Genomic DNA, 21275 nt, shown 5'->3' on the forward strand with positions numbered 1-21275 from the left:
AGTAAGATCAAAAGTTATTTGACAAAACTAGAAAACCTGGGCATAGAGATTCCAGTGGAATATAGGAATCAGGCACTTCAAATGTCTTGATGGAAGAGATACAAATTAACGCTGTTTTTCAAAATAGGGTTTTTATGCGCTTTTTTATAGAAATCAAGGAATAAGTTACATAAAAAAGCTTGACAAACAAAACGGATAAAAGTATTGTAATGATTGTACGCGCGAGGTCCGAAATAGGGACCTTAAAAAATGGGCATAAGATGAACCGCCCGGATTCGTGTACTTAATTTTATTCAAATTAGAAGTAGATAAATTGGAAGGAGGATCTTATGCCTACAATCAATCAGTTGATTCGAAAAGGTCGTAAGGCTAGTCAAAACGTATCGAAGTCACCGGCTTTGAACCGCGGTTACAACTCTTTGAAATCGAAACCGACAAATCTTTCATCTCCGCAAAAACGTGGAGTATGCACGCGTGTCGGAACGATGACGCCAAAGAAACCAAACTCTGCGCTTCGTAAATATGCCCGTGTTCGTCTTTCAAACGGAATGGAAGTTACCGCTTATATCCCAGGAATTGGACACAACTTGCAGGAGCATAGTGTGGTTCTGATCCGTGGTGGTCGTGTTAAGGACTTGCCAGGTGTTCGTTACCATATCGTCCGCGGTACGCTGGACTGCGCTGGTGTAAACGACCGGAAACAATCCCGTTCCCTGTATGGAACAAAAAAACCGAAAAAATAAGTCGATCGTGAAAGGAGAAATAAACTATGCCTAGAAAAGGACATATCGCTAAACGTGATGTATTAGTAGACCCGATTTACAACTCTAAGCTGGTTACTCGTCTGATCAACAAGATCATGATCGATGGTAAAAGAGGGACTGCTCAGAAAATTTTATATAACGCTTTCGACATCGTCGAAGTGAAAACAGGAAAACAACCAATGGAAGTTTTCGAGGAAGCGTTGGAAAACGTAATGCCTCAGCTGGAGCTGAAGGCTCGTCGTGTAGGTGGCGCGAACTACCAGGTACCGGTGGAAGTCAGCGATGAGCGTCGTTTGACGCTTGGACTGCGCTGGTTGGTTAACTACGCTCGTCTGCGCAACGAAAAAACAATGGAACAGCGTCTTGCCGCTGAGATTATTGACGCGGCAAACAACTCTGGTGCCAGTGTGAAGAAACGCGAATCCGTTCATAAGATGGCAGAAGCGAATAAAGCGTTTGCACATTACCGCTGGTAGGAAAGGATGTCGGTTAAATGCCAAGAGAATATGCATTGAAAGATACTCGCAATATTGGTATCATGGCGCACATTGACGCCGGAAAAACGACAACGACTGAACGTATCCTTTACTATACGGGTGTTAACCACAAAATTGGTGAAACACACGATGGTGCGAGTACAATGGACTGGATGGAGCAGGAGCAGGAACGTGGAATCACGATCACTTCCGCTGCCACGACATGCCATTGGAAAGGCTGCCGTATCAATATCATAGATACTCCGGGCCACGTTGACTTCACCGTTGAAGTTGAACGTTCCCTGCGTGTTCTTGATGGTGCGGTAACCGTATTGGATGCCAAAGCCGGTGTTGAACCGCAGACAGAAACCGTATGGCGTCAAGCCACGGAATACGGAGTGCCTCGTATCGTATTCGTCAACAAGATGGATGCGACGGGAGCGGACTTCATTATGTCTTGCAATACGATCATTGATCGTTTAGGGGCGAAATCTTGCCCAATCCAGCTCCCAATCGGAGCCGAAAGCGATTTTACAGGAATCGTTGATATTATCGAAAGAAAAGCGGAGATTTACAAAAACGACCTCGGTACAGATATCGAAGTGACGGAAATCCCTGCTGATCTTGTTGATCTCGCAGAAGAGTATCGCATGAAGCTTCTCGAGTACCTTGCAGATTACGATGAAGATCTTATGATGCAGGTGCTGGAAGGAGAAGAGCCAAGCGTTGAAGAAATCAAGCGCGTATTGCGTATCGCGGTTTGTGCCGGCGATTTCTTCCCGGTTCTTTGCGGATCGGCCTATAAAAACAAAGGTGTGCAGATGGTTTTGGATGCGGTTGTGGATTACCTGCCGTCTCCATTGGACATTCCTGCCATCAAAGGAACGACGCTGGATGGCGAAGCCGACGAGCGTCATGCTAGCGATGAGGAACCATTCTCCGCGCTGGCGTTCAAGATCGCGACGGACCCGTTTGTTGGAAAATTGTCGTTCTTCCGTGTTTATTCGGGAACGGCGACATCCGGAAGCTACGTCTTGAACTCGAACAAAGACAAGAGAGAACGTTTCGGACGAATCGTGCAGATGCACGCCAACGCCCGGAAGGAAATCTCGGAAGTATACGCCGGCGACATCGCCGCTGCGGTTGGATTGAAAAATACAACAACAGGCGATACGTTGTGCGATGAAAAGAACCCGATCATTCTGGAGTCGATGGAATTCCCTGAACCAGTAATCGAGTTGTCCCTGGAGCCAAAAACAAAGGCCGATCAGGACAAAATGGGTCTTGCGCTTTCCAAATTGGCGGAAGAAGATCCAACATTTAAAACATACACGAATGAAGAAACCGGCCAGACGATCATCGCGGGTGTCGGTGAACTTCACCTCGATATTATCGTAGACCGTCTGCGTCGTGAATTTAAGGTGGAAGCGGTTGTTGGTAAACCACAAGTTGCTTATCGCGAAACGATTCGTCAGGGCGCGGAATGCGAAGGAAAATACATTCGTCAGTCCGGTGGTCGCGGACAGTACGGCCATGTATGGATCAAATTTGAACCAAACGAAGGAAAAGGATTTGAATTCGTTGATGCAATCGTCGGAGGAAGCGTTCCTAGAGAATACGTGAAACCGACACAGGAAGGTTTGGAAGCAGCACTCGAAAACGGTGTGATTGCCGGCTATCCGGTAATCGACGTAAAAGCGACGCTGTTCGATGGATCTTACCATGATGTCGATTCCTCGGAGATGGCATATAAGATCGCGGCAAGTATGGCACTGCGTGAAGCGGCAAAAAAATGTAAACCAGTTCTGCTGGAGCCGATCATGTTTGTTGAGGTCACGGCCCCTTCCGAATATTTGGGTTCGGTTATGGGCGACGTTTCCAGCCGTCGTGGTCAGATCACGGATCAGGAAGAGCGCGGTAACGCGATTATCGTGCGCGCGATGATCCCGCTTTCCGAAATGTTTGGCTATGTCACTGACTTGCGCGGATTCACGCAGGGACGTGGTAACTATTCCATGAAATTTGATCATTATTCAGAAGTTCCAAAGAGCATTTCTGAAAAAATTATCAAAGAAAGCGCAGCTGCGCAGGATTAATTGAGGATAGGTGGTTGATTTTAAAGCTGCATTGCATTAAAATTAAACCGACTTGTTATGAATGTTTAGCATTTAGGAGGAAAATTTAAATGGCTAAGGAAAAATTTGACAGAAGTAAAACGCACGTTAATATCGGTACGATTGGTCACGTAGACCACGGTAAAACGACTTTGACTGCAGCGATTACTAGCGTTTTGGCTAAAAAAGGTATGGCCAAAGCAGAAGCTTACGATGAAATCGACGGTGCTCCAGAAGAAAAAGAACGTGGAATCACGATCAACACGGCACACGTTGAATACCAGACAGAAACTCGTCACTACGCGCACGTAGACTGCCCGGGTCACGCCGACTACGTTAAGAACATGATCACTGGTGCCGCTCAGATGGACGGTGCGATCCTTGTTGTTGCGGCATCGGATGGTCCTATGCCTCAGACTCGTGAGCACATCCTTCTTGCTCGTCAGGTAGGTGTTCCTTACATCGTTGTTTACTTGAACAAGTGCGACATGGTTGATGACGAAGAACTCGTTGACCTTGTAGAAATGGAAGTTCGCGAATTGTTGAACGAGTACGGATTCGACGGAGACGAAACCCCAATCATCCGTGGTTCGGCTTTGAAAGCACTGGAAGGCGATCCAAACTACGAAGGTTCGATCGACGAACTGATGGAAGCCGTTGACTCTTGGATCCCAGATCCAGAACGTGATGTTGACAAACCATTCTTGATGGCAGTCGAAGACGTTATGACGATTTCCGGACGTGGTACCGTTGCAACAGGACGTGTTGAACGTGGTACAGCTCACCTTGGTGACGAAGTTGAAATCGTTGGTATCAAACCAACTCGTAAATCCGTATTGACTGGTCTTGAAATGTTCCACAAACAACTGGACGAAGCACAGGCCGGTGACAACATTGGTGCATTGCTCCGTGGTGTTGCACGTGACGAGATCCAGCGTGGACAAGTTCTTGCAAAACCAGGAAGCGTAAACCCTCACACGACGTTCAAGGCGCAAGTATACGTTTTGAGCAAAGAAGAAGGTGGACGTCATACTCCATTCGTTTCAAACTACCGTCCTCAGTTCTACTTCCGTACAACGGACGTAACTGGTGTTATCACGCTTCCAGAAGGAACGGATATGGTTATGCCAGGGGACAACGTAGAAATGAACGTTGAACTGATCGCTCCAATCGCTTTGGAAAACGGAACAAAATTCTCTATTCGTGAAGGTGGCCACACAGTAGGTGCCGGAAACGTTACAGAAATCATTGGTTAATCTTTGATAAAATCAGACAGCTGGTATCAGCTGTCTTTTTTTGTTTCATCGCGTGAAAAAGGATGTATATTGTGGACTGTCCCCTTTTTTGATTTGTAGAAAAGATTGACATATCATGAAAAATGTGTGAACATTTATGTAATTGGCTTATAAGAAAGGAGACAAAGAATGGCTAAAGACAATTCAACAGGCCAGCAAACCGCCGCATCTTCCAAGATCAAATGGTACATGCTCGCATTCATGGCGTTCTCTACCGTTTGGGGCTTTGGAAATGTAACCAACGGATTCGGATATTTCCACGGTACGCAGGTGATCTTCTCATGGATCATGGTATTCGTTTTGTATTTTGTTCCGTATGCGTTAATGGTCGGAGAGCTTGGCTCTGCTTTCAAAACGGCAGGTGGAGGTGTCACGTCGTGGATTCTTGAAACGACGAATCCGAAGCTTGCGTATTACGCCGGATATACGTACTGGGTAGTCCATATTCCGTATATCGCTTCGAAAGGTTCAGGAGGGCTCAAAGCGCTCGCCTGGATGACTTTAAGCAACGACTGGTATGATTCGCTGCCTTCCTGGCAGATTCAGCTGGCAACCGGCGTCGTCTTCCTGTTCTTCTGCTGGGTCGCTTCCCGAGGATTGAATCCTTTGAAAGCATTGACTACAGCGGCGGGATCGAGTATGTTCGTCATGTCGATCCTGTTCATTTTGATGATGATGGCTGCACCGGTCATCAATCCATCGGCATCGTATGTACCGCTTGACTGGAGCTGGGAAGCGCTGATTCCTAAGTTTAATGTGGAATACTTCACTTCGCTCTCGATCCTGATCTTTGCGGTCGGCGGCTGCGAAAAGATTTCTCCATATGTAAACAAAGTGGAAAATCCAGCGAAAAACTTCCCGAAAGGAATGATCGCGCTCGCAATCATGGTTATGGTGTGCGCGGTTCTTGGAACGGTCGCTTTGGGCATGATGTTCTCAGGCGCCGAAATCACAGGCGATGCGCAAGCTTCGTTCATCGCCAATGGCGCGTACGAGGCGTTCCAGCGTCTGGGCGACTACTATCACGTCGGCAACTTGTTCGTGATCTTCTATGGCGCCTGCAACACGATTGGACAGTTCTCGACACTTGTGTTGAGTATCGACGCGCCGCTGCGAATGCTGCTTGATGACGGCAACGCCCGCCGCTTCGTTCCAAAACAGCTGCTCAAGCAAAACGATAAAGGTGCCTATGTCAATGGTATCAAATTGATCGTTGTGCTTTCCGGAGCCATTATCGCGATCCAGCTGCTTGGAAAAGACGCTTCGGATATCATCACCTGGCTGACCCGGTTGAACTCCGTTTGTATGCCATTGCGTTATTTGTGGGTATTCTTCGCGTACATCATGCTGCGCAAGCTGTCTTCCAAATTTCCGCGTGACTACATGTTTGTGAAAAACAACAAAGTAGCGGTCTTCTTCGGTGTATGGTGCTTCGCGGTCACCGCGATTTGCTGCGTGCTCGGAATGTATGCGGCAGGCGATCCAATGCGCACGATCTTCAACGCGATCTCGCCATTCGTGTTCCTGCTTCTCGGCTTGATCATGCCGGAAATCAGAAAACGTCAGGACGAGCGCGACGGAACGACAGAATAAAAAACAATACAAAAGAGGCTGTAACGAATGGGTGGTTTTTAGAAATCACTCGAGCGCTACAGCTTTTTTTCTTTGCCTCTTTTCAAAAAGAAATATCACTTTTTCTTCTTTATTCAATTCGCCGCTCTTTACAATACGAATCATTGCCATCGCTTCCATAGCCGGCGCTTTCGCTGGTTCGCCATTCCATTCGGCCTCTTTTTCAATTCCGGAGCCGGATATTTTTTTAATTACCCGTTACAGCCCCTTTCCTATGAATTTGATTTCAGACGTGATACACTACAAAGAGGAGGAATTATCATGAATGATTTAGATATTTCAAAAGAACTACTCGCGTTTATCGAGTCCAGTCCAAGCATGTTTCATTCCATCGCGACGATCCAATCGTATTTGAGCGCGGATGGTTTTGAATACTTGCCGGAAGGAAAAGCCTGGACTTTGAAAAAAGGCGGGAAATACTACACGACGCGCAACCATACCAGTTTGATCGCGTTTCAAATTGGAAAGGAATTGAGCGACTATCATTTTCAAATGACGGCGGCCCATTCGGACTCGCCAACCTATAAAATAAAATCGGTGGCAACGCTGGAAGGGCCGGGAGAATACATTAAATTAAACGTGGAAGCGTACGGCGGAATGATTGACAATACGTGGTTCGACCGCCCGCTCAGCGTGGCCGGACGCGTGCTTGTCCATGACGGATCGAAGCTGGTAAACAAGCTTCTTTACATCGACCAGGATATTTTGATGATCCCGAATCTGGCGATTCATTTTGACCGTTCCATCAACGACGGATACAAATACAACCGCGCGGTCGATCTTTGCCCGCTTTTCTCGGCCGGGTCGATGAAAAAAGAGGCGTTTGATCAAATGATCGCCGACGCCCTCGGCGTGCGAACCGATCAAATCATGGGAAAGGATTTGTTTTTGGTGAACCGGCAAAAAGGCGTGGTGTGGGGATATGATCAGGAATTCGTATCTTCGCCAAAACTCGATGACTTGCAGTGCGCGTTTGTTTCGCTAAAAGCGTTTATGAACGTACGCAACGAGAAAGCGGTCAACGTGTATTGCTGCTTTGACAACGAGGAGGTTGGCTCGAATACTAAACAAGGCGCGATGTCGACGTTCCTGAAAGATACGCTGAAACGAATCAACGGCAATCTTGGCTTTGGAAACGAAGACTATTATCAAGCGGTGGCCCGTTCGTTCCTCGTATCGTGCGACAACGCGCATGCTGTCCATCCAAATCGTGCGCAGGAAACCGATTCCACGAACTGCGCGTATATGAATAAAGGCATCGTCATCAAGGAAGCCGCAAACCAGAAATACACGACAGACGCGTTCTCCCGCTCGATTTTTACGCAAATTTGCAAGATGGCGGATGTGCCGGTGCAAACGTTTGCGAACCGCTCCGACAAGGCGGGTGGCTCGACGCTTGGCAACCTGTCCAATACGCAAGTGTCCGTCAACGCGGTCGATATTGGTTTGCCGCAGCTTGCGATGCACTCCAGTTATGAAACGGCGGGCATGAAAGACACGTTGTACGCGATCCAGGCATTGGAAACGTATTTTCAAACCAACATTCAAATCCAGGAATCGGAACAGGTGATTTTTGAATGAAGCAAAAGAAATCTTCACCGTTTCAATGGGTAAGCGTGGAAACTTCGGACGCGCTCGCCCATGATGAAGATGGAACGCTTCTTTCAGTCATTCAGGCGATTGATGAGAAAAAAGACTGGTCCGGTTTAAAGAAAGACGTCTACGCCACCTTTTATTTAAAGAAGAGCGCGCGGGCGCTGGAACGCAAAAAAGAGACGAAGCTGACGGTGGAAAACATGCGGACATGGAGCAAATCCTCCGCTTTCAAAAAGACGGTTTACGAAGTCGAAAAAAACTATGAAGAGAAATTTACGATGACCGGCTTGATGATCATCATGACCGGAACGATGGTGCTCTTTTTTCTGCGGGCGGTATTGGCGCAAACGTACTTCATCAATTTTTCGGTGGACGCGATCGTCGGCGCCATTGGCGCGGTGATTTTGTTTAGCAACTTCCGGGTCAAATACCGAATGATTCGCTCGTGTACAAACAGCAAAGACTTTTTGTATATGGATATCAGCTCGTTTGTGCTCAGCGCCTTGCTGAAAATGATGTTGCCGCCCAACATCGACTTCACGTTAGTGGTTTTGATCGTGGCGTATTTTATCGAGAAACGCAAATTTAAATTTGTGCTGGACGAATTTCTACGTTCTTATTGAATTTGTTTGGCAACTTGGATTATAATGAAGTTGCATAAAATAAATCTTCAGGGCAGAGTGAAATTCTCGACTGGCGGTATACTCCGCGAACCTTCGGGCCGAACCGGTGCAACTCCGGTAGCAACAGTTAAAGTCTGGATGAAAGAAGAGTTTGTTGACTGACATTTTTTAATCGTCGAAAAACGCACCTAGAAGTTTATTTTAGGCGCGTTTTCTGTTATTAGGAGGTGTCGTTGAAATGAATAACTCGAAAACAAAAAAAATCACAACGATCGGCTTGTTGTGCGCGATGGCGATGGTCTTGAACTTGCTCGTCTCGTTCCCGCTTGTGCCGGCGGTGTCTTTTCTGAAATTTGATCCCAAAGACATCATCATCGTGATTGGCGGCTTTATTTACGGCCCGCTGACATCCTTTGTGATTAGCGCGATTTGCTCGGTGCTGGAGCTATTGTTCCGCGGGGGAACGATTTTGGATGTGCTTATGAACGTGATCGCTTCGTGCACATTTGCTTGTACGGCTGCGTTCATTTATAAAAAGGTTCATACCAAAAATGGCGCTGTGCTCGGATTGATCGCGGGAACGATTTGCTGTACGCTGTCGATGGTGCTCTGGAACTACATCATCACGCCGATTTATTTTGGTATGCCGCGCGAAGCGGTGGTCGGCATGCTGCTGCCGGGCATCGTGCCGTTCAACTTGCTGAAGTGCGGGATCAACGCGGGCATTACGTTGTTTGTGTATAAGCCAATCGTGACGGCGCTGCGTCATTCCGGTTTGGTGAAAGAAAGCGAGTCGGTATCGACCGGAAAGTCGATGGCTGTCGTTGGCGGTTTTATGGTTGTTTCGGTTTTGCTCATCGTGTGTACGATGAATGGATTGCTTTAAGCGAGGAGAGAGAAAGATGGATTTTTTGGAAGCGAAGAAAATTATGGACGCGAAGCTCGGGGATTGGAAGATCATGGCGCTGGCCAGCAGCGTCGATGACTACCCGATGGTTCGCAACGTGAGTTGTTTGTTTTACAAGGACCGGATCTATTTTAAGACGGATCGCAATTTTCGTAAAACGCAGCAGCTGTACGCCAATCCGCGCGTAGCCATGTGCTGGAACGGGGTGCAGGTCGAAGGAATCGCCCGCGTCGCGGGACTGGTCGTGGACGAGCCGGGACGCACGTTCGAGACGCTGTATAAGAAGTACTTGTGGCAGTCCTACAACGCCTACTCGCATGTGGACACCGAGATTCTAGTCGAGGTGGAACCGAAATTCGTCGAGATTTGGGACGAGGACGAAAATCGCAAGGCGTTCCAGCTGTTTCTGGATTTTGACTTGCATACTGTGACACGGAAACAATACGATGAATAGGGAAAGAAGCCGGTGTGGGTGTCCATGCCGGTTTCTTTTGAAAAAAAGAAGAAATATAGTTGAATCCCCTCGGGTTGTGTGCTATTATTTTTGAGCACTGCGAAGAAGTGCGAGGTTGCTGACCCACTGAAAAGCGTTGTCATGGGTGAGGTCAGGTAATTCGCATGGAGCATGTTTATCTAGAATAAACGAAAGGAGAAAACCATGGCAAACAATACAATGAGAATTCGCTTAAAGGCGTATGAGCACCGCATCCTGGACGAGAGCGCAAAGAAAATCGTCGATGCGGCTACAAAACACGGGGCTAAAAAAGTCATCGGCCCGGTTCCGCTGCCGACGGAAAAACAAGTTGTGACAATTCTTCGTGCAGTTCACAAATACAAGGATTCGCGTGAGCAGTTCGAAATGCGTACGCATAAGCGTTTGATTGAGATCGTTGCACCAAACAAGGAAACAATTGACTCTTTACAAAGACTTGAACTTCCTAGTGGTGTTGACATCGAGATTAAACTTTAATGGAGGTGTCAAAGATGAAAGGACTATTAGGAAGAAAATTAGGAATGACGCAAGTCTTCACAGTAGACGGCGAGTTGATTCCTGTAACAGTGATCGAAGCGACTCCGAACGTTGTTCTTCAAAAGAAAACGGTTGAAACGGATGGGTATGAAGCGGTTCAGTTGGGCTTTGAAGATATCAAGGAACGCCGCGCAACAAAAGCCAACATCGGACACTGCAAGAAAGCGGAAACAGCGCCGAAGCGCTTTGTCCGCGAGGTTCGCGATTGCGAGCTCGACGTAAAAGTCGGAGATACGGTTGGCGTTGACATTTTCGAAGCCGGTGAGCAAGTCGATGTCATCGGAACGAGCAAGGGTAAAGGTTACCAGGGTACGATCGTGCGTAACAACGCGCATCAGGGACCAAAGACACATGGTGGTTCGAAGAACATCCGCCATATCGGTTCTTTGGCAACAAACGGTATTACTTCCCGTCAGGGCCGTATCATGAAAGGTACGATGATGGCTGGTCAGGAAGGTGGATATCGCACAACGAATCCGAACCTGACTGTCATTAAAGTAGATAAAGAAAAAGACTATATCTTGATCAAGGGCTGTGTGCCTGGACCTAAAAAAGGATTGGTGATGATCCGTACAGCCAAGACTTCGAAAGGAAACAAAGCGCCAGTTACATTGGTCGACTACACGGTGAATGAGGAGGTCAGTGAATAATGGCTACATTAGACGTAATTAATCAGGCCGGTGCGGTTGTTGGAACGATCGAACTCAACGATGAAGTATTCGGAATCGAGCCAAATCAACAGGCACTTTACGATGCATTGATCATGCAGCAGGCAAGCCGTCGTCAAGGTACGGCAAGCACAAGAGGACGTTCCGAAGTTCGCGGCGGCGGTCGTAAACCATATCGCCAAAAGGGAACAGGTCGCGCCCGTCAAGGTTCGATCCGCGCTCCTCAATACAGAGGCGGTGGAACGGTGTTTGGACCTAAACCTCGGAACTATGCATATAAAATCAACAAGAAAGTTCGTCGTCTTGCCCTGAAATCCGCATTGAGCGAGAAACTGATCGGCGAAGCGATGAACGTCATGGATAAATTAGAATTGGCAGCGCCAAAAACAAAAGATTTCGTTGCGATCGTCGATGCGATCCAGGCGCCTTACAAAACGTTGTTTGTCGTTGCGGAAGCCGATGACAACACGAACGCTTACTTGTCGGCGCGCAACTTGCCAGGCGTAAGCATGATGAGCTCGAAGGCGATCAACGTATACGATCTTGTTAACGCGAACAAAGTTGTCATGACGAGCGCAGCCGTAAAAGAAATTGAGGAGGCGTTGGCATAATGATGGACTACAGAGACGTAATCATTCGCCCGATCATCACGGAGAAGTCGATGAAGCTGATGGCTGAAGACAACAAGGTGACGTTCGAAGTGGCGAAAGGTGTAAATAAGATCGAAGTGAGACAAGCGGTGGAAGCTTTGTTCCACGTGGATGTTGTTTCGGTCAACATCATGAATGTAAAACCAAAGACACGTCGTGTTGGACGCTTCGTTGGAAAAACGAACCATGTCCGCAAAGCGATTGTAAAAATCAAAGAAGGCCAGACAATCGACTTGTTTGGTGAGGAATAATCAGGGAGAAGTCGCTATTTCCTGAATAAATATTGCGAATAGGAGGAAAAATTAGTTTATGCCAATCAAAAAGTATAAACCTACTACACCTGGTCGTCGTGGGATGTCCACGCTGACTTTCGAGGAGATCACAAAAACAACTCCGGAGAAAAGTCTTCTTGCTCCATTGAAAAGCAAGGGCGGCCGCAACAATCTTGGTCGGATCACGACTCGTCATCAAGGTGGCGGACACAAACGTGCATACCGTATCATTGATTTCAAACGTAACAAAGACGGAATTCCGGCTACGGTCGCTGCGATCGAGTACGATCCAAACCGTACGTCGAATATCGCGCTGCTTCACTATGTTGATGGTGAAAAGCGTTATATTATCGCGCCAAAAGGCTTGAAAGTCGGCGCGAAAGTCATTTCGGGTCCTGAAGCGGATATCCAGATCGGAAACGCGATGGAACTCCGGAACATGCCTGAAGGTACAGTGGTTCACAACGTGGAGCTGAAACCGGGCAAAGGCGGACAGATGGCGCGAAGCGCTGGTGCATCCGCACAGATTCTTGGTATCGAAGACAAATATGTAACTTTGCGTCTGACTTCCGGCGAAGTTCGTCGTGTGCTTGGTGTATGCCGCGCGACGGTTGGAACGGTTGGCAACGAGGACCACAACCTCGTCAACCTCGGAAAAGCTGGACGTAACCGTTGGAAAGGCGTTCGCCCGACGGTTCGTGGTTCCGTTATGAACCCGAACGATCACCCTCATGGTGGTGGTGAAGGCCGTACGCCAATCGGACGTAAATCGCCTATGACGCCATGGGGCAAAAAAGCTCTGGGCGTGAAGACGCGTAAGAAGAAAAAAGCAAGTACGAAACTGATCGTACGTCGCCGCAACGGTAAGTAGAAGGAGGATAAGACATGAGTCGTAGTTTGAAAAAAGGTCCTTTCTGTGACGAACACTTGATGAAAAAGGTCATCGCATTGAATGCTGCCGGAAAAAAAGAAGTGATCAAAACGTGGAGCCGTCGTTCAACGATCTTCCCTCAATTTGTAGAGCATACATTTGCGGTGTATAACGGGAAAGAACATTTGCCTGTATACGTAACAGAAGATATGGTTGGACACAAGCTTGGTGAGTTTGTACCGACGCGTAAATATGCCGATCATGCAAAAGATGACAAGAAAGGCAGAAAATAGGAGGAACAGATGATGGAAGTAAAAGCAACAGCAAAAACTCTTCGCATTCAACCTCGTAAGGCTAGACTTGTTTTAGACTTGATCCGGGGTAAAAACGTGGAAGAAGCCGCTGCGATCTGCAAATTTCTCCCAAACAAGGGTGGGGAACTTGTTGGTAAAGTTCTGAAATCTGCAGTTGCGAATGCGGTTCACAATAATGATTTAGATGAAGCAAAACTTTATGTAAAAGCTTGCTATGCGGATGAAGGAATGACGATGAAGCGTTTCATGCCTCGCGCAAAAGGTAGCGCAAGCCCAATTCATAAGCGTACGAGCCACATCACGGTGATCGTGGCTGAGAAAGAGTAGGAGGATCGATATGGGTCAAAAAGTAAGTCCGATCGGAATGCGTGTCGGAATCATCCGCGACTGGCAGTCGAGATGGTATTCAGACGATAAAGAATTCGGAACGCTTCTGATGGAAGATGTTCGGATTCGTGATTTTATCGAAGATTATTATGCAAAATTGTCTGCATCGGCAGCCGACAAGCGCAAAGCAGATCCTCAGATTTCCCGCATTGAAATCGAACGTACGAACAATCGCTTGACGATTATCATCCGTACTGCGCATCCTGGCGTTGTCATCGGTCAGGATGGAAAATCCATTGAAGGTTTGAAAAAACAAATCATCAAGATGACAAAAGTGAAAAACGTGCAAATCAACGTGGTGGAAATCGCCAACCCGAATTTGGACGCACGTCTGGTTGCTCGCTGGATTGCCAACGAGCTGGAAGGACGTAAATCGTTCCGTGCGACGCAGAAAAAAGCGATCCAGAACACGATGCGCGCCGGTGCCAAAGGAATCAAGACTTCGGTTTCCGGACGTCTTGGCGGTGCTGATATGGCCCGTACGGAAGGCTATTCCGAAGGTGTCGTTCCTCTGCATACTCTGCGCAGCGATATCGACTATGCTTGGGAAGAAGCAAGCACGACTTATGGTCGTCTGGGCGTAAAAGTCTGGATCTGCCGTGGGGAAGTTCTTCCTGGCGAAATGGTGAAAGAACCAGAAGCGCCAAAACAACGTCCTATGCGCAATCGCCGCCGCAACAACAACCGTCGTGGCGATGGACGGAATAACAATCGCGCGCCTCGGGGAGCGAATGGCCGCAACAACGCGGAAAAAGCCGCAGCTCCTGTAAATAAAGGAGGTAACGAAGATGTTAATGCCTAAACGTACAAAGTATCGTCGTCCTCATCGTCTGAGCTACGAAGGTCGCAGCAAGGCGGGACGCTCGGTTGACTTTGGTGAATTTGGTCTCGTTGCTGAATCGGGAAACTACGTAAGCAACCGTCAGATCGAGGCTGCCCGTATCGCCATGACACGTTACATGAAGCGTGGCGGTAAAGTTTGGATCCGTATCTTCCCTCATTTGGCAAGAACGAAAAAACCTCTCGAAGTTCGTATGGGTTCCGGTAAAGGTGCTCCAGAAGGATGGGTTGCGGTTGTAAAACCGGGCCGTGTTATGTTCGAGATCGGTGGAGTAAGCGAGGAAGTAGCTCGTGAAGCATTGCGTCTGGCTTCTCATAAGCTTCCTGTGAAAACTCGCTTTGTTAGAAAAGGAGAAGTTGAATAATGAACGCAAAAGAAATCCGTGAAAAAACCAACGAAGAACTTTTAAAGGAAATCGATGCATTGAAAGACGAATTATTTAACCTCCGTTTTCAGCAGGCGACAGGACAGTTGGAAAATACGGCTCGTTTGAAAACCGTAAAGAAAACGATTGCTCGTATTAAAACGATTATGACTGAGCGTGAAAACGCCGCAGCGAAGTAGGAGGGCTGATCAATGGAAAGAAATGCTCGTAAAGTTTACAGAGGAAAAGTAGTATCCGACAAAATGGATAAGACGATCACTGTAGCGGTAGAAACGAAAAAAACACATCCGATTTACGGAAAACGTGTTAAATATACAAAAAAATACAAAGCGCATGACGAAAACAACGTAGCACGTGAAGGCGATGTAGTAACGATCATGGAAACTCGTCCTCTTTCGGCTACCAAGCGTTTCCGTCTGCTTGAAGTTGTAGAAAAAGCGGAAGGATAAACGAGGGGGTAGACACAATGATTCAAAACGAAAGCCGTTTACGTGTTGCCGACAATACCGGAGCGAAAGAAGTTCTTGTTATCCGGTGTTTAGGTGGCTCCGTAAGAAAATTCGCAAACATCGGTGACATCGTTGTATGTGCTGTTAAACAGGCTACTCCTGGTGGAACCGTAAAAAAAGGTGATGTAGTCAAAGGGGTTATCGTTCGTACAAAACGTGGCGTTCGTCGCGACAACGGAACCTATATCAAATTTGACGACAACGCAGTCGTATTGATCAAAGACGACAAAACGCCAAGAGGAACTCGTATTTTTGGACCTGTTGCCCGCGAATTGCGTGACAAGGACTTCATGAAAATCGTTTCTCTTGCGCCAGAAGTATTGTAGGAGGAGTGTCTTGTGAGAATTAAAAAAGGTGATAAAGTTCAAGTTATTACAGGTGCTTACAAAGGCACGATCGGTGAAGTAAAACAAGCGTTCCCGCGGGAAGACAAAGTCATTGTCGAAGGCGTGAACATTGTAAAGAAGCACCAGAAACCAACACAGCAAAATCCGGATGGTGGGATCATTGAAAAAGAAGCAAAGATCCACGTGTCGAATGTCATGCTGTATGATGAAAAAGCGAAAGCGCCTAGCCGTGTTCGCTATGAGTTCCGGACAAACAAGGACGGAAAGAAAGAAAAAGTACGCGTGTTCGTAAAATCGGGCACAGAAGTGAAGTAGGAGGGTATCATGAACCGTTTATTGGAAAAATATAAAAGCGATGTTGTCCCTCAGATGATGAAGGATTTCAACTATTCATCAATCATGGAAGTGCCAAAGATTGACAAAGTCGTTGTCAATATTGGTGTTGGTGATGCGATTCAAAACTCGAAGCTGCTCGATGAGGCAGTGGAAGAGCTGGCAGCCATTACCGGACAGGCTCCAGTGATTACAAAAGCAAAAAAATCAATCGCGAACTTCAAACTTCGTGAAGGTATGCCAATCGGATGCAAAGTAACGTTGCGTGCCGACAAAATGTACAACTTCCTTGATAAACTGTTCAACATCTCGCTTCCACGCGTTCGTGACTTCCGCGGTGTCAGCGACACAAGCTTTGACGGTCGTGGAAATTACACGCTGGGTGTAAAAGAACAAATTATTTTCCCTGAAATTGATTTCGATAAAGTCAACCGTACCCGTGGTATGGATGTTGTTATCGTGACGACAGCGAAAACGAATGACGAGGCAAAAGCATTGCTGACTGCAATGGGAATGCCTTTCAAAAAATAAGAGGAGGCAACAATGGCTAAAAAAGCAATGATCAACAAGCAGCAGCGTCCGCAGAAATTCAAAGTGCGTGAATACACACGTTGCGAGCGTTGTGGACGTCCACACTCTGTTTTAAGAAAATATAAACTTTGCCGTATCTGCTTCCGCGAACTGGCTTACAAAGGTCAGATCCCGGGTGTTAAAAAGGCAAGCTGGTAATAAGGAGGCATACGACTCATGAATATGACAGATCCAATCGCAGATATGCTTACTCGTATTCGGAATGCACTGCAGCAAAAACACGAAACAGTGAGCATGCCTTCCAGCAAAGAGAAAACGGCAATCGCCGAAATCTTGAAGAGTGAAGGATACATCAATAACTATAAAGTAGAAGGCGATCTCAAGAAAACTTTGACGATTGACTTGAAATACGGGAAAAACGGCGAGCGCGTTATTAGCGGTCTGCGCCGGATTTCGAAGCCTGGACTGCGCGTTTACGCGAAGGTGGAAAACCTGCCACGCGTATTGAACGGTCTTGGCACTGCCATCATCTCGACTTCGAACGGAATGATGACAGATAAAGATGCGAAGAAAAACCACGTTGGTGGCGAAGTCATCGCATATATCTGGTAATTTAGGAGGAAAAATAAAATGTCACGTATCGGGAATAAACTGATTACCATTCCTGCCAACGTTACTGTCGAAGTAGCGGCAGGCAATGAGGTGACTGTTAAAGGTCCTAAAGGAACTTTAACTCGGAAGTTCTCTCCGTTGATGGACATCAACGTGGAGAACAACGAAGTCACTGTGAAGCGTCCTAATGACGAAAAACACACTAAGCAGCTCCATGGAACAACGCGTGCGCTCTTGCACAACATGGTAGTGGGAGTTTCTGAAGGATTCGTAAAAGAACTTGAGCTGGTCGGAATTGGTTTCCGTACCGCTGTAAAAGGAAACAAGCTGACCATGAGCGTGGGATACTCGCACCCAGTTGAAATCGACATCGTGGATGGTTTGGAAGTAACTTGTCCAAACGCCACGTCGATCAAAGTCGCTGGAATCGACAAACAGCTTGTTGGAGAATATTCCGCCAATATTCGCGCAGTCCGCAAACCGGAACCTTACAAAGGCAAAGGAATTCGTTATAAAGGCGAAGTTGTCCGTCGTAAGGAAGGTAAAACGGCTGGTAAGAAATAATAGTGGGAGAGGAGAACTAATATGTTGAAAAAAGAATCACGTAATTCACAAAGACTTCGTCGTCATGTGCGTGTACGTAAAAATATAAGCGGGACTCCTGAATGCCCACGTTTGAATGTATTCAGAAGCAACGCCCACATCCACGCGCAGTTAATTGACGACGTGAATGGACACACACTGGCGGCCGCATCGAGTGTGGATATGAAACTGGAAAACGGTGGAAATATCGAAGCCGCAAAAAAAGTCGGAGCCGAAATCGCAAAACGCGCTCAAGACAAAGGAATCAAAAAAGTAGTATTCGACCGTGGTGGATATATCTATACTGGTCGTGTAGCAGCACTTGCTGACGCCGCTCGTGAAGCCGGCTTAGAATTTTAGGAGGTCGCAACAATGGCAAATGAAAGAAAACCTAGAAGAGACCAGAAAGAATTTGAAGAACAAGTCGTAGCCATCAACCGTGTTACGAAAGTTGTCAAAGGTGGTCGTAACTTCCGCTTTGCGGCATTAGTTGTTGTTGGTGACCGTAAAGGACGCGTTGGAATTGGCACTGGAAAAGCAAAAGAAGTCCCTGATGCAATCCGGAAAGCAGTCGACAACGCGAAGAAAAACGTATTCACAGTACCTGTAATTGGTACAACGATTCCACATGAAGTCACTGGAACATATGGAGCAGGATCCGTATTCATGCGTCCAGCCAGCGAAGGTACTGGTGTAATCGCCGGTGGTGCGGCACGTGCCGTTCTTGAATTGGCTGGAATTAGCGATATCCTGACGAAATGTCTGGGATCCCGTACAAAAATCAACGTGGTTCGGGCGACTGTCGAAGGTCTGAAGAGCCTGAGAACCGTTGAACAGGTGGCTGAACTTCGCGGTAAAACTCCGGAAGAGATCCGTGGTTACTAATCGGGGAGGTAAATGAAATGAAATTACATGAAATGTCATCGTTGAGCCCGCGTACTTCGAGAAAACGGGTAGGACGCGGTCCTGGAAGCGGCTTGGGTAAAACCTCGGCGCGAGGACAAAAAGGACAAAACGCACGAAGCGGCGGCGGAACTCGTCTTGGCTTCGAAGGTGGTCAGACACCGATTGCGCGTCGTCTTCCAAAACGTGGATTCACGAACTTCAACCGCAAAGAGTATGCGATCGTCAATGTAAAGGATTTGAACCGTTTTGAAGACGGAACAAACGTTACACCTGCATTGTTGATGGAATGCGGTTTGGTAAAGAAAGAATTAAATGGTGTAAAAATTCTTGGAAATGGTGAGCTTACAAAGAAATTGACTGTTTCGGCAGCAAAATTCTCGAAGGGAGCTCAGGAAGCTATTGAGAACGCAGGCGGAAAAGTTGAGGTCTGCTAATTAATGGGTTCAAAAATCAAGGCAATGTGGACGAATAAGGACATCCGGAACCGGATTGTCTTTACTCTCTTTGCCTTTCTTGTTTATCGTCTTGGTTGTGCGATCACGATCCCAGACGTAAACACTTCTGATTTGGTAGCGGGACTGGGAGAAAACTCCTTGTTCGCGATGCTGAACTTGCTGGGTGGCGGTGGTTTGGAGCAGTTTTCTGTATTCGCTCTAGGTGTTACACCTTACATTACCGCATCCATTATCATTCAGCTGTTGAGCATGGATGTTATTCCAAGCTTGACCGAGCTATCGAAATCAGGCGCAAATGGTCGTAAGAAACTCGATAAATATACACGATATCTTGCGGTGGTCTTTGCCTTTGTTCAATCCTTTTCACTGGTGTACGGTTTCTCGAAAACCTACACCGGATTGATCGTTGGCGGAGTCACGGTAGCGAAGTTATTGTTTATCGCAACGATATTCACGGCTGGAACGATGTTCCTAGTCTGGATCGGCGATCAGATTTCATTAAAAGGGATAGGAAACGGAATTTCGATGGTGATCATGGCGGGAATTGTCGGGCGGATGCCGCAGCAGTTCTCTGCAGCCTGGTCATCGTTAATTGATGGGAAAATCGCAAATGGCGCGTTGTTGTTTGCGGCGTATATCATCATTTATTTGTTAATTATCGTCTTTGTGACTCTGATCAATACCGCCGAACGAAAAATTCCGATCCAGTATACTTCGAGTTCTGTCACGATGACCCAAACAAGCAAAATGAATTATTTGCCATTGAAAGTCAATTCGGCAAGTGTGATTCCTGTCATTTTCGCTTCGTCATTGATGATGGCGCCATTGCAGATTGCCAGCTTTTTTCCGGAAAATGAATGGATCCGGCCAATGCAAGATTGGCTAGGCCTTCAGACCTGGTATTCTTTGGCGATCTATGTCGTGCTGATTTTGCTCTTTACGTTCTTTTACACGAAGATGCAAATCAATCCGGAAAAGATTGCCGAGAATCTCGGGAAATCGGGCGCTTATATTCCAAGTGTGCGTCCGGGAACGGAAACGCAGGATTATATCAACCGCGTGTTGTCGCGGATCACGGTATTGGGGGCCGTTGCTCTCGCGTTTATCGCGGTCATGCCGCATATTATGCCGCTCATCTGGCCGGAACTGCCAAGTTCTATGGCGTTAGGTGGAACAGGTATGATTATCGTGGTTGGTGTAGCGATCGAAACGGTACGACAAGTCCAAGGACTAATTACACAGAAATCGTATAAAAAGTATTTCGAAGACTAAAGGGAGATTACTATGAACATCTTTATTATGGGTGCGCCTGGATCTGGCAAAGGCACGTTCTCAAGCCGAATTAAAGATGAGTTTAATTTAAACCACATCTCGACTGGAGATATCTTCCGCGCGAATATCGCAAACGATACCCCGCTTGGACAGCAGGCCAAGGCGTATACGGAGAAGGGACTTCTTGTTCCGGACGAAATTACGAACAAAATGGTTGCGGATTACTTAGCAAATCTAACAGATAAAAAGAACGGGTATTTGCTGGACGGTTATCCGCGGACGCTGGACCAGGCCAAAGCGTTTGAGCAAATGACAAAAGGAACGGATCTCGCAGTGGACGTCGTTGTTGCTATGGATGTGCCATTCGACGTGCTGACAAAGCGAATTACCGGTCGTCGTACATGCAAAAAATGCGGAGCGATATATAATATATATACGACTCCTCCTCAAACTGAGGAAATTTGTGACGTTTGCGGTGAACCGTTATCACAAAGAAAAGATGATAACGAGGAGAGTCTAAAAGTACGTCTCGATGAATACGCAAAAAATACCGAGCCAGTTATTGCGTATTATGAAGAAAAAGGAATCGTAAAACATATCAATGCGGATCGCGGCATTGATGAAATTTGGTCTTCCATTCAGGAAGCCTTGAAAAACTAATAAATTGCGCTTATAATATATAAGCGCATTTATTTGCGTATGAATGAAAGCCCACGTTTCTGTTAAAATCCGCATGCAGACATACGCATTTTAGCAGGGCAATACGTGGCAAGTGTACAGGAGGAAAAAAGATGAAAGTAAGACCATCTGTAAAACCAATCTGTGACAAGTGCCGGGTCATCCGCCGGAAAGGTCGCGTGATGGTGATCTGCGAGAACCCGAAACACAAACAGAGACAAGGAA

32 protein-coding genes and 1 riboswitch are annotated in these 21275 nt (G+C 46.9%); all 32 genes read left to right on the forward strand.

All coding sequences use genetic code 11. From position 1 onward, the window contains the following. The first annotated feature begins 329 nt into the window (after positions 1 to 329). Positions 330 to 743 (forward strand): 30S ribosomal protein S12, encoded by a 414-nt coding sequence (rpsL, locus tag E5336_RS11145; protein WP_135981179.1) that lies wholly within the window; start codon positions 330 to 332, stop codon positions 741 to 743. 26 nt (positions 744 to 769) lie between these two features. Continuing rightward, positions 770 to 1240: a 30S ribosomal protein S7 gene (gene rpsG / locus E5336_RS11150; RefSeq protein WP_135981180.1), complete on the forward strand. Its 471-nt coding sequence runs from the start codon at positions 770 to 772 to the stop codon at positions 1238 to 1240. 17 nt (positions 1241 to 1257) lie between these two features. Continuing rightward, complete coding sequence (gene fusA, locus E5336_RS11155) at positions 1258 to 3336, forward strand: elongation factor G (RefSeq protein ID WP_135981181.1); 2079 nt, start codon at positions 1258 to 1260, stop codon at positions 3334 to 3336. A gap of 89 nt (positions 3337 to 3425) precedes the next feature. Further along, positions 3426 to 4610 (forward strand): elongation factor Tu, encoded by a 1185-nt coding sequence (tuf, locus tag E5336_RS11160; protein ID WP_135981182.1) that lies wholly within the window; start codon positions 3426 to 3428, stop codon positions 4608 to 4610. A 168-nt stretch (positions 4611 to 4778) separates the two neighbouring features. Then, a complete protein-coding gene (locus E5336_RS11165; protein ID WP_135981183.1) occupies positions 4779 to 6242 on the forward strand; it encodes an APC family permease in 1464 nt (487 codons plus the stop codon). Positions 6243 to 6542: 300 nt separating this feature from the next. Further along, on the forward strand, positions 6543 to 7862 hold the full coding sequence (locus E5336_RS11170; protein ID WP_135981184.1) for a M18 family aminopeptidase: 1320 nt from the start codon (positions 6543 to 6545) through the stop codon (positions 7860 to 7862). Beyond that, entirely contained in the window at positions 7859 to 8500 is a 642-nt protein-coding gene (locus E5336_RS11175) for a hypothetical protein (protein WP_135981185.1), read from the forward strand. Before E5336_RS11170 ends, E5336_RS11175 begins: the two co-directional genes overlap by 4 nt. A 39-nt stretch (positions 8501 to 8539) precedes the next feature. Further along, positions 8540 to 8654: riboswitch (FMN riboswitch) on the forward strand. 84 nt (positions 8655 to 8738) lie between these two features. Continuing rightward, a complete protein-coding gene (locus E5336_RS11180; RefSeq protein WP_135981186.1) occupies positions 8739 to 9386 on the forward strand; it encodes an ECF transporter S component in 648 nt (215 codons plus the stop codon). A gap of 16 nt (positions 9387 to 9402) precedes the next feature. After that, positions 9403 to 9861 carry a pyridoxamine 5'-phosphate oxidase family protein gene (locus E5336_RS11185; RefSeq protein ID WP_135981187.1) on the forward strand — a complete coding sequence of 153 codons (459 nt, stop codon included), beginning with the start codon at positions 9403 to 9405 and terminating at the stop codon, positions 9859 to 9861. 204 nt (positions 9862 to 10065) lie between these two features. Beyond that, positions 10066 to 10377: a 30S ribosomal protein S10 gene (gene rpsJ, locus E5336_RS11190; protein WP_016320210.1), complete on the forward strand. Its 312-nt coding sequence runs from the start codon at positions 10066 to 10068 to the stop codon at positions 10375 to 10377. Between the two features lie 14 nt (positions 10378 to 10391). Then, a complete protein-coding gene (gene rplC / locus E5336_RS11195) occupies positions 10392 to 11087 on the forward strand; it encodes a 50S ribosomal protein L3 (protein ID WP_135981188.1) in 696 nt (231 codons plus the stop codon). After that, positions 11087 to 11716 carry a 50S ribosomal protein L4 gene (rplD, locus tag E5336_RS11200; RefSeq protein WP_135981189.1) on the forward strand — a complete coding sequence of 210 codons (630 nt, stop codon included), beginning with the start codon at positions 11087 to 11089 and terminating at the stop codon, positions 11714 to 11716. Before rplC ends, rplD begins: the two co-directional genes overlap by 1 nt. Further along, positions 11716 to 12006: a 50S ribosomal protein L23 gene (gene rplW, locus E5336_RS11205; protein ID WP_135981190.1), complete on the forward strand. Its 291-nt coding sequence runs from the start codon at positions 11716 to 11718 to the stop codon at positions 12004 to 12006. The genes rplD and rplW overlap by 1 nt, the downstream gene beginning before the upstream one ends. Positions 12007 to 12064: 58 nt before the next feature. Then, positions 12065 to 12898, forward strand: a complete 834-nt coding sequence (rplB, locus tag E5336_RS11210) for a 50S ribosomal protein L2 (RefSeq protein WP_135981191.1) — start codon at positions 12065 to 12067, stop codon at positions 12896 to 12898. Between the two features lie 14 nt (positions 12899 to 12912). Further along, a complete protein-coding gene (rpsS, locus tag E5336_RS11215; RefSeq protein ID WP_135981192.1) occupies positions 12913 to 13191 on the forward strand; it encodes a 30S ribosomal protein S19 in 279 nt (92 codons plus the stop codon). Between the two features lie 12 nt (positions 13192 to 13203). Beyond that, positions 13204 to 13539, forward strand: a complete 336-nt coding sequence (gene rplV / locus E5336_RS11220; protein ID WP_135981205.1) for a 50S ribosomal protein L22 — start codon at positions 13204 to 13206, stop codon at positions 13537 to 13539. Positions 13540 to 13549: 10 nt separating this feature from the next. Then, positions 13550 to 14401, forward strand: coding sequence for a 30S ribosomal protein S3 (gene rpsC, locus E5336_RS11225; protein ID WP_135981193.1), 852 nt, complete (start codon positions 13550 to 13552; stop codon positions 14399 to 14401). After that, entirely contained in the window at positions 14388 to 14804 is a 417-nt protein-coding gene (rplP, locus tag E5336_RS11230; protein WP_135981194.1) for a 50S ribosomal protein L16, read from the forward strand. The genes rpsC and rplP overlap by 14 nt, the downstream gene beginning before the upstream one ends. Next, positions 14804 to 15004: a 50S ribosomal protein L29 gene (rpmC, locus tag E5336_RS11235; protein ID WP_016320201.1), complete on the forward strand. Its 201-nt coding sequence runs from the start codon at positions 14804 to 14806 to the stop codon at positions 15002 to 15004. Before rplP ends, rpmC begins: the two co-directional genes overlap by 1 nt. 12 nt (positions 15005 to 15016) lie before the next feature. Further along, positions 15017 to 15274: a 30S ribosomal protein S17 gene (gene rpsQ, locus E5336_RS11240; protein WP_135981195.1), complete on the forward strand. Its 258-nt coding sequence runs from the start codon at positions 15017 to 15019 to the stop codon at positions 15272 to 15274. A 17-nt stretch (positions 15275 to 15291) separates the two neighbouring features. After that, on the forward strand, positions 15292 to 15660 hold the full coding sequence (rplN, locus tag E5336_RS11245; RefSeq protein ID WP_135981196.1) for a 50S ribosomal protein L14: 369 nt from the start codon (positions 15292 to 15294) through the stop codon (positions 15658 to 15660). Between the two features lie 12 nt (positions 15661 to 15672). Next, positions 15673 to 15996: a 50S ribosomal protein L24 gene (gene rplX / locus E5336_RS11250; RefSeq protein WP_016320198.1), complete on the forward strand. Its 324-nt coding sequence runs from the start codon at positions 15673 to 15675 to the stop codon at positions 15994 to 15996. Between the two features lie 9 nt (positions 15997 to 16005). After that, the gene (gene rplE / locus E5336_RS11255) at positions 16006 to 16545 is read left to right on the forward strand and encodes a 50S ribosomal protein L5 (protein ID WP_135981197.1); all 540 of its coding nucleotides are present in this window, start codon (positions 16006 to 16008) and stop codon (positions 16543 to 16545) included. 12 nt (positions 16546 to 16557) lie between these two features. After that, a complete protein-coding gene (locus E5336_RS11260) occupies positions 16558 to 16743 on the forward strand; it encodes a type Z 30S ribosomal protein S14 (RefSeq protein ID WP_015535556.1) in 186 nt (61 codons plus the stop codon). Positions 16744 to 16761: 18 nt separating this feature from the next. Further along, complete coding sequence (gene rpsH, locus E5336_RS11265; RefSeq protein WP_135981198.1) at positions 16762 to 17157, forward strand: 30S ribosomal protein S8; 396 nt, start codon at positions 16762 to 16764, stop codon at positions 17155 to 17157. Between the two features lie 18 nt (positions 17158 to 17175). After that, on the forward strand, positions 17176 to 17721 hold the full coding sequence (rplF, locus tag E5336_RS11270) for a 50S ribosomal protein L6 (RefSeq protein ID WP_135981199.1): 546 nt from the start codon (positions 17176 to 17178) through the stop codon (positions 17719 to 17721). Between the two features lie 21 nt (positions 17722 to 17742). Further along, positions 17743 to 18099 (forward strand): 50S ribosomal protein L18, encoded by a 357-nt coding sequence (gene rplR / locus E5336_RS11275; protein WP_135981200.1) that lies wholly within the window; start codon positions 17743 to 17745, stop codon positions 18097 to 18099. A gap of 12 nt (positions 18100 to 18111) precedes the next feature. Then, positions 18112 to 18624, forward strand: coding sequence for a 30S ribosomal protein S5 (gene rpsE, locus E5336_RS11280; RefSeq protein WP_135981201.1), 513 nt, complete (start codon positions 18112 to 18114; stop codon positions 18622 to 18624). 17 nt (positions 18625 to 18641) lie between these two features. Further along, entirely contained in the window at positions 18642 to 19079 is a 438-nt protein-coding gene (gene rplO / locus E5336_RS11285; protein ID WP_135981202.1) for a 50S ribosomal protein L15, read from the forward strand. Positions 19080 to 19082: 3 nt separating this feature from the next. Next, positions 19083 to 20372: a preprotein translocase subunit SecY gene (gene secY / locus E5336_RS11290; RefSeq protein ID WP_135981203.1), complete on the forward strand. Its 1290-nt coding sequence runs from the start codon at positions 19083 to 19085 to the stop codon at positions 20370 to 20372. A 12-nt stretch (positions 20373 to 20384) separates the two neighbouring features. Beyond that, positions 20385 to 21032: an adenylate kinase gene (locus E5336_RS11295; protein ID WP_135981204.1), complete on the forward strand. Its 648-nt coding sequence runs from the start codon at positions 20385 to 20387 to the stop codon at positions 21030 to 21032. 131 nt (positions 21033 to 21163) lie between these two features. Further along, positions 21164 to 21275, forward strand: a 112-nt coding sequence (rpmJ, locus tag E5336_RS11300; protein ID WP_075819078.1) for a 50S ribosomal protein L36, incomplete at its 3' end; no start/stop codon positions are given.

Source organism: Dubosiella muris (genome assembly GCF_004793885.1).
Taxonomy (GTDB): Bacteria; Bacillota_I; Bacilli_A; order Erysipelotrichales; family Erysipelotrichaceae; genus Dubosiella; species Dubosiella muris.

What these genes read in the sequence shown, in the direction of transcription:
- rplN (WP_135981196.1), top strand. Translation starts at nt 15,292, where the DNA reads ATGATTCAAAACGAAAGCCGTTTACGTGTTGCCGACAATACCGGAGCG.
- E5336_RS11175 (WP_135981185.1), top strand. Translation starts at nt 7,859, where the DNA reads ATGAAGCAAAAGAAATCTTCACCGTTTCAATGGGTAAGCGTGGAAACT.
- secY (WP_135981203.1), top strand. Translation starts at nt 19,083, where the DNA reads ATGGGTTCAAAAATCAAGGCAATGTGGACGAATAAGGACATCCGGAAC.
- rplV (WP_135981205.1), top strand. Translation starts at nt 13,204, where the DNA reads ATGGAAGTAAAAGCAACAGCAAAAACTCTTCGCATTCAACCTCGTAAG.
- rplB (WP_135981191.1), top strand. Translation starts at nt 12,065, where the DNA reads ATGCCAATCAAAAAGTATAAACCTACTACACCTGGTCGTCGTGGGATG.
- tuf (WP_135981182.1), top strand. Translation starts at nt 3,426, where the DNA reads ATGGCTAAGGAAAAATTTGACAGAAGTAAAACGCACGTTAATATCGGT.
- rpsQ (WP_135981195.1), top strand. Translation starts at nt 15,017, where the DNA reads ATGGAAAGAAATGCTCGTAAAGTTTACAGAGGAAAAGTAGTATCCGAC.
- E5336_RS11185 (WP_135981187.1), top strand. Translation starts at nt 9,403, where the DNA reads ATGGATTTTTTGGAAGCGAAGAAAATTATGGACGCGAAGCTCGGGGAT.
- rplD (WP_135981189.1), top strand. Translation starts at nt 11,087, where the DNA reads ATGGCTACATTAGACGTAATTAATCAGGCCGGTGCGGTTGTTGGAACG.
- E5336_RS11295 (WP_135981204.1), top strand. Translation starts at nt 20,385, where the DNA reads ATGAACATCTTTATTATGGGTGCGCCTGGATCTGGCAAAGGCACGTTC.
- rplF (WP_135981199.1), top strand. Translation starts at nt 17,176, where the DNA reads ATGTCACGTATCGGGAATAAACTGATTACCATTCCTGCCAACGTTACT.
- rplC (WP_135981188.1), top strand. Translation starts at nt 10,392, where the DNA reads ATGAAAGGACTATTAGGAAGAAAATTAGGAATGACGCAAGTCTTCACA.
- E5336_RS11260 (WP_015535556.1), top strand. Translation starts at nt 16,558, where the DNA reads ATGGCTAAAAAAGCAATGATCAACAAGCAGCAGCGTCCGCAGAAATTC.
- E5336_RS11180 (WP_135981186.1), top strand. Translation starts at nt 8,739, where the DNA reads ATGAATAACTCGAAAACAAAAAAAATCACAACGATCGGCTTGTTGTGC.
- rpsS (WP_135981192.1), top strand. Translation starts at nt 12,913, where the DNA reads ATGAGTCGTAGTTTGAAAAAAGGTCCTTTCTGTGACGAACACTTGATG.
- rpmC (WP_016320201.1), top strand. Translation starts at nt 14,804, where the DNA reads ATGAACGCAAAAGAAATCCGTGAAAAAACCAACGAAGAACTTTTAAAG.
- rplW (WP_135981190.1), top strand. Translation starts at nt 11,716, where the DNA reads ATGATGGACTACAGAGACGTAATCATTCGCCCGATCATCACGGAGAAG.
- rpsL (WP_135981179.1), top strand. Translation starts at nt 330, where the DNA reads ATGCCTACAATCAATCAGTTGATTCGAAAAGGTCGTAAGGCTAGTCAA.
- rplO (WP_135981202.1), top strand. Translation starts at nt 18,642, where the DNA reads ATGAAATTACATGAAATGTCATCGTTGAGCCCGCGTACTTCGAGAAAA.
- rpsH (WP_135981198.1), top strand. Translation starts at nt 16,762, where the DNA reads ATGAATATGACAGATCCAATCGCAGATATGCTTACTCGTATTCGGAAT.
- rpsJ (WP_016320210.1), top strand. Translation starts at nt 10,066, where the DNA reads ATGGCAAACAATACAATGAGAATTCGCTTAAAGGCGTATGAGCACCGC.
- rpsE (WP_135981201.1), top strand. Translation starts at nt 18,112, where the DNA reads ATGGCAAATGAAAGAAAACCTAGAAGAGACCAGAAAGAATTTGAAGAA.
- E5336_RS11170 (WP_135981184.1), top strand. Translation starts at nt 6,543, where the DNA reads ATGAATGATTTAGATATTTCAAAAGAACTACTCGCGTTTATCGAGTCC.
- E5336_RS11165 (WP_135981183.1), top strand. Translation starts at nt 4,779, where the DNA reads ATGGCTAAAGACAATTCAACAGGCCAGCAAACCGCCGCATCTTCCAAG.
- rpsC (WP_135981193.1), top strand. Translation starts at nt 13,550, where the DNA reads ATGGGTCAAAAAGTAAGTCCGATCGGAATGCGTGTCGGAATCATCCGC.
- rplE (WP_135981197.1), top strand. Translation starts at nt 16,006, where the DNA reads ATGAACCGTTTATTGGAAAAATATAAAAGCGATGTTGTCCCTCAGATG.
- fusA (WP_135981181.1), top strand. Translation starts at nt 1,258, where the DNA reads ATGCCAAGAGAATATGCATTGAAAGATACTCGCAATATTGGTATCATG.
- rplP (WP_135981194.1), top strand. Translation starts at nt 14,388, where the DNA reads ATGTTAATGCCTAAACGTACAAAGTATCGTCGTCCTCATCGTCTGAGC.
- rpsG (WP_135981180.1), top strand. Translation starts at nt 770, where the DNA reads ATGCCTAGAAAAGGACATATCGCTAAACGTGATGTATTAGTAGACCCG.
- rplR (WP_135981200.1), top strand. Translation starts at nt 17,743, where the DNA reads ATGTTGAAAAAAGAATCACGTAATTCACAAAGACTTCGTCGTCATGTG.